This window comes from Variovorax sp. F042 (genome assembly GCF_057814215.1).
Window position 1 is genome coordinate 385,477 of the sequence record NZ_JBVASX010000003.1, and the last position, 12,704, is coordinate 398,180.

The 12,704-nt window shown below is 67.0% G+C and carries 12 protein-coding genes and 1 pseudogene; 10 read left to right on the plus strand and 3 right to left on the minus strand.

Annotated features, from left to right (window positions below; translation table 11 throughout):
* Window positions 1–10 precede the first annotated feature (10 nt).
* From ACZYSP_RS14585 to ACZYSP_RS14595, 3 genes are read left to right on the plus strand one after another with little or no spacing between them, the layout of a single operon-like run.
* Entirely contained in the window at window positions 11–997 is a 987-nt protein-coding gene (locus ACZYSP_RS14585; RefSeq protein WP_489014840.1) for a Bug family tripartite tricarboxylate transporter substrate binding protein, read from the plus strand.
* A 33-nt stretch (window positions 998–1,030) separates the two neighbouring features.
* Window positions 1,031–2,710 carry a carboxylesterase/lipase family protein gene (locus ACZYSP_RS14590; protein WP_093076798.1) on the plus strand — a complete coding sequence of 560 codons (1,680 nt, stop codon included), beginning with the start codon at window positions 1,031–1,033 and terminating at the stop codon, window positions 2,708–2,710.
* Window positions 2,711–2,734: 24 nt separating this feature from the next.
* A complete protein-coding gene (locus ACZYSP_RS14595; protein WP_489014843.1) occupies window positions 2,735–4,132 on the plus strand; it encodes a dipeptidase in 1,398 nt (465 codons plus the stop codon).
* Window positions 4,133–4,151: 19 nt separating this feature from the next.
* Here the strand turns inward: ACZYSP_RS14595 and ACZYSP_RS14600 are convergent, their stop codons facing one another.
* On the minus strand, window positions 4,152–5,426 hold the full coding sequence (locus ACZYSP_RS14600; protein ID WP_489014845.1) for a DEAD/DEAH box helicase: 1,275 nt from the start codon (window positions 5,424–5,426) through the stop codon (window positions 4,152–4,154).
* 32 nt (window positions 5,427–5,458) lie between these two features.
* Here ACZYSP_RS14600 and ACZYSP_RS14605 point away from each other — a divergent pair, with 32 nt between their 5' ends.
* The 5 genes from ACZYSP_RS14605 to ACZYSP_RS14625 all read left to right on the plus strand — a co-directional run bounded on the left by ACZYSP_RS14605 (window position 5,459) and on the right by ACZYSP_RS14625 (window position 8,891).
* Entirely contained in the window at window positions 5,459–5,842 is a 384-nt protein-coding gene (locus tag ACZYSP_RS14605) for a translation initiation factor Sui1 (RefSeq protein ID WP_489014847.1), read from the plus strand.
* Window positions 5,843–5,849: 7 nt separating this feature from the next.
* Complete coding sequence (locus tag ACZYSP_RS14610) at window positions 5,850–6,086, plus strand: DUF3820 family protein (RefSeq protein ID WP_093053658.1); 237 nt, start codon at window positions 5,850–5,852, stop codon at window positions 6,084–6,086.
* Window positions 6,087–6,267: 181 nt separating this feature from the next.
* Window positions 6,268–6,678 (plus strand): RNA-binding regulator, encoded by a 411-nt coding sequence (gene rbp, locus ACZYSP_RS14615; protein WP_093053653.1) that lies wholly within the window; start codon window positions 6,268–6,270, stop codon window positions 6,676–6,678.
* Window positions 6,679–6,878: 200 nt separating this feature from the next.
* Window positions 6,879–7,367: a tripartite tricarboxylate transporter TctB family protein gene (locus ACZYSP_RS14620; protein WP_093053650.1), complete on the plus strand. Its 489-nt coding sequence runs from the start codon at window positions 6,879–6,881 to the stop codon at window positions 7,365–7,367.
* 12 nt (window positions 7,368–7,379) lie between these two features.
* Window positions 7,380–8,891 carry a tripartite tricarboxylate transporter permease gene (locus tag ACZYSP_RS14625; RefSeq protein ID WP_093053647.1) on the plus strand — a complete coding sequence of 504 codons (1,512 nt, stop codon included), beginning with the start codon at window positions 7,380–7,382 and terminating at the stop codon, window positions 8,889–8,891.
* Between the two features lie 64 nt (window positions 8,892–8,955).
* Here the strand turns inward: ACZYSP_RS14625 and ACZYSP_RS14630 are convergent.
* Window positions 8,956–9,060: pseudogene (locus tag ACZYSP_RS14630) on the minus strand (sulfite exporter TauE/SafE family protein); the annotation flags it as partial.
* Between the two features lie 375 nt (window positions 9,061–9,435).
* On the opposite strand from ACZYSP_RS14630, the gene ACZYSP_RS14635 reads away from it, so the two are divergent.
* Both ACZYSP_RS14635 and ACZYSP_RS14640 read left to right on the plus strand, forming a co-directional pair.
* Entirely contained in the window at window positions 9,436–10,674 is a 1,239-nt protein-coding gene (locus ACZYSP_RS14635) for an ammonium transporter (RefSeq protein WP_093053644.1), read from the plus strand.
* Between the two features lie 18 nt (window positions 10,675–10,692).
* Complete coding sequence (locus tag ACZYSP_RS14640; RefSeq protein WP_093053641.1) at window positions 10,693–10,995, plus strand: hypothetical protein; 303 nt, start codon at window positions 10,693–10,695, stop codon at window positions 10,993–10,995.
* A 35-nt stretch (window positions 10,996–11,030) separates the two neighbouring features.
* On the opposite strand, the gene ACZYSP_RS14645 is transcribed toward ACZYSP_RS14640, so the two are convergent.
* Entirely contained in the window at window positions 11,031–12,704 is a 1,674-nt protein-coding gene (locus ACZYSP_RS14645; RefSeq protein WP_093175455.1) for a thiamine pyrophosphate-binding protein, read from the minus strand.

Below are 12,704 nucleotides of genomic sequence, written 5' to 3' on the forward strand. Positions count from 1 at the left end.
GGAATTTCCCATGAAGCGGTTCGGTCAATGGCTTTGCGCGCTGGCTTTTCTAGGCTGCGGCACGGTGGCGATGGCGCAGGCGCCCTACCCCTCGAAGGTCGTCACGATGATGGTTCCCTATCCGGCGGGCGCGGCCAGCGACTTCACCGCACGGGCGCTGAGCGAGCTGATCGGCAAGGAACTCGGCGGGCAGGTGATCGTCGAGAACATCGGCGGCGCGACCGGCGCCATCGCTGCGAGCAAAGTGCTGGCAGCGCCGGCCGACGGCCACTACCTGTTCCAGGGCTCGCCCAACGAGCTGATCCTGTCGGGGCTGGTCAACAAGAGCACGCGCTACAAGCCAGAGGACTTCCAGTGGATCGCGCCGGTCGCCACCTCGCCGCTGGTGCTGGTGGTCAACAGCCAGCTGCCGGCTCACTCGCTCGATGAATTCGTGGCGCTGGCGCGCTCGCGCAAGGACGCGCCGCTGAGCTACGGCACACCGGGCGCCGGCACGCTGTACCACCTGCTCGGCGAGCTCTTCGTCAAGCGCACCGGCGCGCCCGTCACGCACGTGCCCTACAAGGGCGGCGCGCCGATCATTCAGGACCTGATCGGCGGGCAGATCGACTTCGCGTTCATGCCCTACCAGGCCTTCTATGCCGACTACGTGAAGCAGGGGCGCCTGCGCGTGATCGGCTCGCTGTCGCCCGGCAAGCGGCTGCCCGCGCCCTTCGACACGCTGCAGACCAGCGCGCAGAGCAAGGACATGAAGGACTTCGACTTCGGCATCTGGACCTCCTACATGGTGCGCAAGGGCACGCCGCGGCCGGTGGCCGAACGGCTCAACGCCGCGATCGCCGCCGCGCTGAAAAACCCGCATGCGCGCGCGCAGCTGGAGTCGCAGGCCAAGACCGTCTTCGAGCCGATGAGCCTGGAGGCGGGAGAGAAGTTCTACGCAGCCGAGATTGCGCGCTACCGCGACCTCGTCAAGACCATCGGCTACGAGTCGCCCTGAGCCCCGTTCCATTCCAAAACAAGAGGTGCATCCATGAAGACGAGACAAATCAATGGCCTGGCGCTGACGCTGGTGGTCGCGCTGTCGCTCTCCGCGTGCGGCGGCGGTGGCGGCGGCACGGGTTTCAGCGGCATCGCGCTGCCACCGGCCGCGGGCCCCGCACCGGTGGCACCCGCACCTGCGCAGGACGACCTCACGGTCGCGGTCACCACTGAAGGCAAGGTCGCGGGCAGCGCCGGCGCGAACATGGTGTCGTTCCTCGGCATTCCCTACGCGCAACCGCCGGTGGGCGCATTGCGCTGGGCGCCGCCACAACTGCCGGCCGCACATGCGGCAACGCTGCAGGCCAAGGCCTTCGGCAATGCGTGCCCGCAGGCACCCGGCGCGGTGTCGTCATCGATCGCCGAAGACTGCCTCTACCTGAACGTGTGGAAGCCGGCAGGCACGAAGCCCGGCGACAAGCTGCCGGTGGTTTTCTACATCCACGGCGGCGCGTTCACGCTGGGTTCGGGCGAAATGGGCCCCAGCCCGCTGGCGAGCCGCGGCGTGGTCGTCGTCAGCATCAACTACCGGCTCGGCGCGCTCGGCTATCTCGCGAACAAGGCGCTGCGCGCGTCCAACAAGGACGGCAGCCTCGGCAACTTCGCGGTGATGGACCAACTGGCCGCGCTCGGCTGGGTGCAGAAGAACATCGCGGCCTTCGGCGGCGATGCGGGCAACGTCACGCTATGGGGCACCTCGGCGGGCGCGACGCAGAGCTTCTCGCTGCTGCAGTCGCCGAAGGCCAAGGGACTGTTCCAGCGCGCGGTGATGCAAAGCGGCGGCGCGGCCGAGTACTCGAACCCGAGCATGGACACCTCGCTGGCAGTCGGCGACACCGCCGTGCAGAACCTCGGATGCAGCGCCGCCACCGACGTTGTCGCCTGCCTGCGCGCGCTGCCGGTGTCGGCGCTGCTCGAGCAGGGCGGGCTCAAGTGGCGGCCCACGGTCGATGCGCAGGTCATCACGCAGGTGCCCGCGCGCGCCTTCGCGACCGGCAATTTCAACCAGGTGCCCGTGATGATCGGCGGCGTGTACGACGAGGGCACGCTCTTCGTCGACACCAAGCTGAGCGCAACCTACTACCCGCTGTACCTGCGCGGGCTCGCGCCGGCCGGCTACGACACCACGGCCATCGAGGCGGCCTACCCGATCAGCAACTACGCCGTGCCGGCGCAAGGCATCGCGCGAGCCATGGGCGACGCGATGTACGCCTGCGGCAACAGCGCGCGGCGCGATGCGCTCGCGGCCTGGGTGCCGGTGTACGGTTGGGAAATGACCGATCCGCAGCTGTCGTTTCCGCCGAGCCCCACGGCCTTCTACTACGGCACGGCGCACGGCATGGACAGCTACTACCTGACCGGCACGGTCGATGCGCTGCCCGGCTATCCGTACTACGACTCCGGCAGCGCCACGCCCGACGCGGCCACCACGGTGCAGCGCAAGGCGCTGTCGGCGCAGATGGTCGCGTACCTCCTCAACTTCGCGAAGAACGGCGACCCGAACGGCGACGGCCGCAACGTCGCGACGCGCTGGCCGCGCTCCATGGGGCCGTCGGACCGCGCACTGATCGAGTTCACCTACCCCACCGTCAAGACATCGAGCAACGCGTTCGAGCACACGCACAAGTGCGACACGCTGTGGGGACCGGACGTGTTCCCGCCGATGTACTGACGAGCCAACCCATCCCACTCACCCATGAACGAACAACAAGTCATCGACCACCTCGACGCCCGCCAGCCGGAGATCGTGGACTGGCTCAAGGCCTTCCTCCGCATCCCGAGCGTGAGCGCCGATCCGTCCTTCGCACCGGGCATGCACGAAGCCCGGCGCTTTCTCATCGAGCGGCTGCAGCAGATCGGCCTGGCCGGCGTGCGCCTGCTCGACGGCGACGGCGAGCCCGCTGTGTACGGCGAATGGAACGGCGCACCCGGCCAACCCACGCTGATGATCTACGGCCACTACGACGTGCAGCCAGCCGATCCCGTCGGGCAGTGGCGCACGCCGCCATTCGAGCCGACGGAGGTGGACGGCCGGCTCTACGGGCGCGGCACTTCCGACGTGAAGGGCTCGACCACGATCGCGCTGGAGGTGATCGCCTCGTTCCTCGCGGTGCAGGGCCGGAGCCCGGTGAACATCAAGGTGTTCCTCGAAGGCGAGGAGGAAACCGGCAGCCCCTCGCTGCAAACCATCGTCGAGCGCCACCGCGCGCTGCTGCAGGCCGACGCAGTGCTGTCCGCCGACGGTGGGCGCGCGAGCGCGGAGGTGCCGACGATCAACACCGGCGCGCGCGGCAACGCGCAGCTCGAAGTGCGGTTGCGGACCGCGAGCAAGGACCTGCATTCCGGCCGCTACGGTGGCAGCGTGCGCAACGCACTGCACGAGATGGCGCGACTGGTCACATCGCTGCACCATGCGGATGGAGGCGTGGCGGTCGAAGGCTTCTACGAGGGCGCGATATCGCTCAGCGCCAGGCAGCGCGCCGACACCGCAGCTTTTCCGTACGACGAAGCCGCGTTCTTCTCGGATGTCTGCGGCAGCGCGCACGGCGAGCCCGGCTACACCGCGCGCGAACGCGTCACGCTGCGGCCCGCGCTCGACGTCAACGGCCTGTGGGGCGGCTACACGGGCAGCGGCGGCAAGACCATCGTGCCTTGCGAAGCGACCGCCAAGCTGACGACGCGCGTGGTCGCGGGGCAGAACCCGGGCGCCGTGATCCACGCCGTGCTGCGCCACCTGCAACGGCACTGCCCGCCCGGCTGCACGCTCGACATTGTGGCGATGAACGACGGCTCACCGGCATCCACCCTTGCGCCGGACCATCCGCTGGTGCGCGCGGCCGAAGCAGTGCTCGAACGAGAGAGCGGCCGGCGTCCGATCCACGTGCGGCTCGGCGCGAGCGTGCCGGTGACTTCGATCTTCAAGGAGATGCTGGGCATCGACACGCTGATGTTCGGCTTCAACCTGCCCGATGAAGACGTGCATGCGCCGAATGAGTTCTTCAGGCTGGCTTCAATCCAGCAAGGGACTCGGGCGTGGACGTTGCTGCTCGCTGAGCTGGCGAAGCATCGGCCGGCGTCTTTTCACGTCGGCTGAAGCCTGACGAAAGACTTCGTCAGCGCCCTTCGCCGTCGTCGCTCGGCTGCGCAGCCTTCGCCGCTGCACGCAGCTTGTCTTTCTTGCTCGGCCGCTTGCCCTTGATGCCGCCCGTGCCCGACGCATCGACCAACGGCACCGCCACTTCCGTCGGCTCGAAGCCTTCGACGCGCTCACGCGGCAGGCTCAGCCCCTGGCGCTTTTCGATCAGCCGGAAGTGCGCCTCGGTCGACGCGCTCACGAAGCTGATCGCAAGGCCGCTCTCTCCTGCGCGCCCCGTGCGGCCGATGCGGTGGATGTAGTCGGTCGGCGAGCGCGGCAGGTCGTAGTTGATGACCACGGGCAGCTGCGCGATGTCGATGCCGCGCGCCGCGAGGTCGGTGGCGATCACCACGTCCCAGCGGCTCTGCTTGAACTGCGAAAGGATGTCGGTGCGCGTACCCTGTGCGATGTCGCCGTGGAAGGGCACGGCGTAGATGCCGTTCTTGTAGAGCTTCTCGGCCACGATCTGCGCGGCGTGCTGCGTGGCGACGAAGACCAGCACACGGTCCCATTCGTTCTCGTGCTGCTTCAGCAGATGGCGCAGCAGCTGCGTGCGGCGGGCGGCGTCGACCTCGATCACGCGCTGCACGATGTTCGGCTCGGTGCCGGGCTCGCCCTGCACGTCGACGACGGCCGGGTCGTGCAGCATGCCATCTGCCAATGCCTGGATGGCGCTCGGGAAGGTGGCGGAGAACAGCAGGTTCTGGCGCTGCTTGGGCAGCAGCGCGAGGATGCGGCCGAGTTCTTCGGCAAAGCCGAGGTCGAACAGGCGGTCGGCCTCGTCGAGCACGAGCATCGACACGGCATCGAGCTTCAGCGCGTTGTGCTCGACCAGGTCGAGCAGACGGCCGGGAGTGGCAACGACGATGTCGGCACCGCCGCGCAGGCCCATCATCTGCGGGTTGATCGACACGCCGCCGAATGCGACGACGATCTTCAGGCGCTCGGGCAGGTGCTGCGCCAGGCTGCGCATGGTTTCGCCGACCTGGGCCGCGAGTTCGCGGGTGGGCACGAGCACCAGGGCACGCACGCGGCGCGACGAGCCCTGCGCACGTTCAGCGCCCAGGCGCTGCAGCAGGGGCAGGGAAAATGCGGCGGTCTTGCCGGAGCCGGTCTGCGCCGAGCCCCGCACGTCGCGACCTTGCAGAATCGCGGGGATGGCCGCGGCCTGGATGGCGGTCGGCGCGGCGTAGCCGCTTTGAGCGGCAGCCTGCACGAGCGCGGGGATCAGGCCCAGTGAGTCGAATGGCATGTAAGCAGACAGAGAGAGAAGAGACGAATCGAATGTCGACGATGAAACAGCAGCGCAATCAGTCCGGCAGCGCCCTGGTGTACTCCACCGAGGCGGGCGGGCGCATGTGCCCCGGCTGCGGGGAGCCGGTGGCCCAGTGCCGCTGCAAGGAACTCAAGGCGCGCGTACCGGCCACCGACGGCATTGTGCGTGTATCGCACGAGACCAAGGGGCGCAAAGGCAAGGGCGTGACGCTGGTCAAGGGCGTCGCGCTCGATGCGGCGGCGCTCACGGCACTCGGCAAGCAGCTGAAAACGGCCTGCGGCTCGGGCGGCACGGTGAAGGACGGCGTGATCGAAATCCAGGGCGACCACCGCGAAACGGTGATTGCCGCACTCGTGAAGCAGGGCCACACGGTCAAGCGGGCGGGAGGCTGAGCACGCGATGAAACCCGAAGACCTGCAGCGGCTGGTGACGCTCGAAATGCCTTTTGGCAAGCACAAAGGCACGCTGATTGCCGATTTGCCCGGAAATTACCTGACGTGGTTTGCACGCGAGGGTTTTCCCTCGGGAGAAATAGGCCGGCTACTCCATTTGATGCATGAAATAGACCACAACGGGCTCTCGGACCTGCTGAAACCGTTGCGAAACCGCCCGTCGCGCCGGGATGTTTCTCAATAACACACGATTTCGCCACGTTTTTTGCAATTAGGGCTGGATAATCCGGCCTACGTGTCTGTGAGCTTTGTCTCCCGTGCACGTAATTCGGTGATCGGTCAGTTTCGCGCCACAGCGCATTTTGTTTGTTGTGATTCTGGGACTCCATCGCTTTGTCTTGTTGGTTTGAATTAGGAGTCCCTCAATGGGCAAGAAACTCTACGTAGGCAACCTCGCCTACTCCGTGCGTGACAACGACCTGGAACAAGCCTTTGGCGAGTTCGGCGCAATCGTCAGCGCCAAGGTCATGATGGAACGTGACACCGGCCGTTCGAAGGGCTTCGGCTTTGTCGAAATGGGTTCGGATGCTGAAGCACTCGCAGCCATCGAAGCCATGAACGGCCACTCGCTGCAGGGCCGCGCCCTGACGGTGAATGAAGCCCGTCCGATGGAAGCTCGTCCCCCCCGTACCGGTGGTGGCGGCGGCTACGGCGGTGGTGGTGGTGGCGGCTACGGTGGTGGTGGCGGCGGCGGCGGTTACGGCGGCGGCGGCGGTGGCCGCAGCGGTGGTGGCGGCGGTTACGGCGGCGGCGGCGGTGGTCGCGGCGGCTACTAAGCCCTTCCCTCCAGAGCCTTCGGGCTTCTGAATGAAAAGCTCCTTCGGGAGCTTTTTTCGTTTGTGGCCCTCTGTGGCGCAGGGGGCGTCGAGGGAGAACCCTAGCCCTGCGGTAAGCATTTGTCCGTACCGGGCAGGTCAGCCAACGGTCAGGCCCGCAGAACGACCCTCACCCTTCCATACAAGAGGGGCGAGACGACATGCGCATCAAGAGTCAGGCTGACTTCTTTTCAGGAGTCATGTTCACCACCGTGGGGGGCGCCTTTGCGATAGGCGCGACCACCTACACCATCGGCGACGGTGCCCGCATGGGGCCGGGCTACTTCCCGCTCATGCTGGGCATCCTGCTGGCCATCCTCGGGGCCATCATCATGTTCCAGGCGCTGGTGGTCGAAACCACCGACGGCCACCCGATCGGCAAATGGGCCTGGAAGCCGCTGGCCTTCGTGCTCGGCGCCAACCTGGCCTTCGGCGTGCTGCTGGGCGGCCTGCCCAGCATCGGGCTGCCGGCCATGGGGATGATCATCGCGATCTACGCGCTCACGATCATCTCGAGCATGGCGGGCGAGCACTTCAAGCTGCGCGACGTGCTGATCCTCTCGACCATCCTGGCGGCTGGCAGCTACGTGGCCTTCATCTGGGCGCTCAAGCTCCAGATCCAGGTCTGGCCCACCTTCATTTCGGGCTGAGGAGCGCACACCATGGACCTGATCCACAACCTTTCCATCGGTTTCGGCGTTGCCTTCACCTTCACCAACCTGCTGTACTGCCTGCTGGGTTGCATCCTGGGCACGCTGATCGGCGTGCTCCCGGGCATCGGCCCGGTCGCAACCATCGCGATGCTGCTGCCCGCCACGTACGCGCTGCCGCCCGTGTCGGCGCTGATCATGCTGGCCGGCATCTACTACGGCGCGCAGTACGGCGGCTCGACCACGGCCATCCTGGTTAACCTGCCGGGGGAGTCGTCCTCGGTGGTCACCTGTATCGACGGCTACCAGATGGCAAGGCAGGGCCGCGCAGGCCCGGCGCTCGCCGCGGCCGGCCTCGGCTCGTTCTTCGCGGGTTGCGTCGGCACGCTGATCCTGGCCGCCTTCGCGCCGCCGCTGACCGAGCTGGCTTTCAAGTTCGGTCCGGCCGAGTACTTCTCGCTGATGACGCTGGGCCTGATCGGCGCCGTGGTGCTGGCTTCGGGCTCGCTGCTGAAGGCAGTGGCGATGATCGTGCTCGGCCTGCTGCTGGGCATCGTGGGCACTGATGTGAACTCGGGTGTCGCGCGCTACAGCTTCGACATTCCGGAACTCACCGACGGCATCGGCTTCGTGGTGATCGCCATGGGCGTGTTCGGTTACGGCGAAATCATCGGCAACCTCTCGCAGCCCGACGACGAGCGCGAAGTGTTCACGCACAAGGTCAAGGGCCTGTGGCCCACCAAGGACGACTTCAAGCGCATGCTGCCCGCGGTGCTGCGCGGCACTGCCCTCGGCTCGGCGCTGGGCATCCTGCCCGGCGGCGGCGCGCTGCTGGCCTCGTTCGCCTCGTATGCGCTGGAGAAGAAGATCCGCATGCGCCCCGGCGAAGTGCCCTTCGGCAAGGGCAACATCCGCGGCGTGGCATCGCCCGAGTCGGCCAACAACGCCGGTGCACAGACTTCCTTCATCCCGCTGCTGACGCTGGGCATTCCGCCCAACGCGGTGATGGCGCTGATGGTGGGCGCAATGACGATCCACAACATCCAGCCCGGCCCGCAGGTCATGACCAGCAACCCCGAGCTGTTCTGGGGCCTGATCGCCTCGATGTGGATCGGCAACGCGATGCTGATCATCCTGAACCTGCCGCTGATCGGCATGTGGATCAAGCTGCTGACGGTGCCCTACAAGTTCCTGTTCCCCGCCATCGTGCTGTTCTGCGCGATCGGCGTGTACTCGACCAACAACAACACCTTCGACGTGTGGATGGTGGCGGCCTTCGGCTTCATCGGCTACCTGTTCATCAAGCTGCGCACGGAGCCTGCGCCATTGCTGCTGGGCTTCATCCTCGGGCCGATGATGGAAGAGAACCTGCGGCGCGCGCTGCTGCTGTCGCGCGGTGCGTGGAGCGTATTCGTCACCCGGCCGCTGTCGGCGGGACTGTTGGTGGCGGCTGCGCTGCTGCTGGGCATCGTGCTGCTGCCCGCAATCAAGGCCAAGCGCGAGGAAGCCTTCGTCGAGGAGTGAGCGCTCCGGTCCCTGCAAGAAGCCCCCGCTCCGGGGGCTTTTTTCATTTGGGGCCTTTGCTCGGGGTGCCCCAAATAGACGCGCTCTTGTTGGTGCCCGGCAGGGTCGCCGGCGGTGCGCCCGGAAACACGGCGAGCAGCGAGGCGCCCGTTACCACCAGCATTTCCATAGGGGGAGGACTACCCCACCCGTGGCGCTATCAAAAAAGGAGCTGAAGATGCAGGTGTATCAAGTCATGCAGGCATAAAAAAGGCGCCGACCAGCGGCGCCTTTCAAAGTCAAACACGGCATCTCGTACGGAGCCTTTGAAGCATTTTTATTGTTGCTTGGGGATTGTCTCCTCGGACCCTCGGCAGCACGAGCAGGGCCCGTTCGCGAGTGGGCAGACTTTAGGGTGCGCACCGCCTCAGTGCATTGGGAATTACCCGCTTTGCCTTACCGAGAAAGCCAGATTTGCGAACCAAAGTGTTTCTGATAGTTAACGATGTGGCACGACTTGTGCAGGCAGCACCAAGGTCCATCACTTCAAGAAGAAGAAACGGTCATGGCCCTGGCTCCGCACGCCTCCATCAACGCGGCAGACACCGCATGGATGATGACTTCGACCGCGCTGGTGCTGCTGATGACGCTGCCCGGCATCGCACTCTTCTATGCGGGCATGGTGCGCCGCAAGAACGTGCTGGCCACCATGGCGGGGGTGGTGGCGATAGCCGCGGCGGTCTCGCTGACCTGGTTCGCGGTGGGCTATTCACTGGCCTTTACCGAGGGCTGGCCCTGGCTGGGCGGCACCGGGCGCTTCTGGTTCTCGGGCTTCGAGTATCTGAAGGAGGCCGGGCAGGTTGCGGTGAGCCACGTCGCGCCGAACGTGCCTGAATCGGTCTACGCGATGTTCCAGCTGACCTTCGCGATCATCACCACCGCACTGGTGCTTGGCGCTTTTGTCGAGCGCATGCGCTTCTCGGCGATCCTGTGGTTCGCGCTGCTCTGGAGCGTGCTGGTGTATGCACCTGTCGCGCACTGGGTGTGGGAGCCGGGCGGCTGGCTCGCGCAGATGGGCGCGCTCGACTTCGCCGGCGGCTCGGTGGTGCACGTCAACGCGGGCATCGCGGGGCTGGTGTGCGCCTATGCGCTCGGGCCGCGCAAGGGCTACGGGCGCGAGGCCTTCGAGCCCTACAGCCTGGCGATGACGATGACGGGCGCGGGCCTGCTGTGGGTAGGCTGGTTCGGCTTCAATGCGGGCTCGGCGGTGGCGGCCGACGGGCGCGCGGGCCTGGCGATGCTGGTGACGCACATCGCGGCGGCGGCCGGCGCCATGAGCTGGATGCTCGGCGAATGGATCGTGCGGCGCAGGCCTTCGCTGCTGGGCCTGTGCTCGGGCCTGGTGGCGGGGCTGGTGGCCATCACGCCGGCGGCCGGCTTCGTCACGCCGCTGTCCGCGCTGGCCATCGGCGCGATCGCGGGGCTGGCCTGCTACTGGGGCGCCACCGGGCTCAAGCACCTGCTTGGCGCGGACGACTCGCTCGACGTGTTCGGCGTGCACGGCATCGGTGGCATCGTGGGCGCGCTGCTGACGGGCGTGTTCGCCGATGCGCGCATCTCGGGCGCCACGGGCGACGTGCTGACGCAGGCGATCGCCGTTGGCAGCGTGGCTATCTACAGCGCAACGGGGACGGCGGTGGTGCTGTTTCTGGTGCACATCATGGTCGGGTTGCGCGTCGATGCCGACAGCGAGGTGCTGGGCCTCGATCTTGCACAGCACAGAGAACATCTCGGGAGTAGTTGACCCACCGACGGAGGAACCATGCCATCCATGTCCGAAAGCGAACGCATCGCCCTTGCTGCCCGCCTTCACGTGGCGCTGCGGCGAAAGCATGGGCGCGTGACCGACACCGAGTGGATGGCGACCAATGCCGAGTACGCGGCCGAGATCGTGCGCATGACGCGCGCGCACGCTGCCGACACCAAGGACGAGGAGCTTTACCAGTTGGCGACACGGCTGGAGCAGGCGATGGAGCCGCTGGCTCGCGCTGCGCGGCTGGCGGCGCGGCAGCCCGATGGGACGCCGCCTACGCCGCCGCCTCGCTATGTGGGTGGGTTGCGCTGAGTCTTTTCGGGGTGCGTGCGAATGACACCGGGTGCTCAGCTTGCAGCCAGCGCTGCCTTGCGAATCGACTGCAGCGTGCTTCCCGGGGTGATCGCTTCCGGGTCCAGCAGGCAATGCAGGATGGCCGGCTTGCCGCTCTCTCTCGCTCGCGCCAGTGCGGGGCCGAACTCTTCGGTGCTCGTCACGCGCTCGCCGTGGCCGCCGAACACTTCGGCATAGCCGCGGAAGTCCGGGTTCTTCAACTGCGTGGCGCTGATGCGGCCGGGGTAGTGCTTTTCCTGGTGCATGCGGATCGTGCCGTACATGGCGTTGTCGAGCAGCACCACGATGATCGGCAGGCCGTACTGCACGGCCGTCGCGAATTCCTGGCCGTGCATCATGAAGTCGCCGTCGCCCGCGAACACGACCACTTCGCGCTGCGGCCACAGCCGCTTGGCGCCGACGCCGGCCGGCAGGCCGTAGCCCATCGAGCCGCTGGTGGGCGCAAGCTGGCTCGCGTAGGAGCGGAACGGCCAGAAGCGGTGCACCCAGGTGGCGAAGTTGCCCGCACCGTTGCAGAAGATGGTGTCGGCCGGCAGCACTTCGCGCAGGTGCTGCATGACCTCGCCCATCTGCAGCGGGCCGGGAATGCGGATGGGCGCCGGGTCGCTCCAGCGCAGGAAGTCCTCGCGGGCGGTCTTCGTTTCTGCCTGCCATGCCGGCGTCTGTGCGGGGCGCAGCGTGGACACGGCTTCCGCGAAAGCCTGCGGCGTGGCGTGGATGCCCTGCGCCGGACGATAGAGCTTGCCGAGCTCGTCGGCGTCGGCGTGCACATGCACCAGCGCCTGCTTCGGCTGCGGAATCGCCAGCAGCTCGTAGCCCTGCGACGGTACTTCGGACAAGCGCCCGCCGACCAGCAGCACGAGGTCGGCGTTGCGGATGCGCTCCAGCATGCGCGGATTGGCGCCAAGGCCCAGGTCGCCCGCATAGCAGGGGTGCTCGGCCGACATCAGCATCTGGCGACGGAACGAGCAGTACACGGGCAGCGAGAACGCGGCCGCGAAATCCGCGAACTGCTGCGCGGCCTTCTCCGACCAGCGGCTGCCGCCCAGGATGACCACCGGGCGCTGCGCCTGCGACAGTCGCTGCTGCAGCTCTGCGAGTTGCGCTGCACCGGGATGGGTTTCGGTCACCGCGTAAGGCTGCGCGTCGGCCACCGTCGCGGCCTCGGTCAGCATGTCTTCGGGCAGCGCGATCACCACCGGCCCGGGCCGGCCCGAGGTTGCGACATGGAAGGCACGCGACACCAGCTCAGGCACCCGCGCCGGATCGTCGATCTGCACCACCCACTTGGCCATGGTGCCGAACACCGCGCCGTAGTCCAGTTCCTGGAAGGCCTCGCGGCCCAGCGCATCGCGCGCGACCTGGCCGACGAACAGCAGCAGCGGTGTCGAATCCTGGTGCGCGATGTGCACGCCGGCCGCCGCGTTGGTGGCGCCCGGTCCGCGAGTGACGAAGCACACGCCCGGCTTGCCGGTGAGCTTGCCCTGCGCCTCGGCCATCATCGTCGCGCCGCCTTCCTGGCGGCACACGGTCACGTCGATGGATGCGTCATGCAGCGCATCGAGCACGGCGAGAAAGCTTTCGCCGGGCACGCAGAACAGTTGCTTGACGCCGTGGGTGATGAGCTGGTCGACCAGGATCTGGCCGCCGGTGCGGGGTGAGGTCAT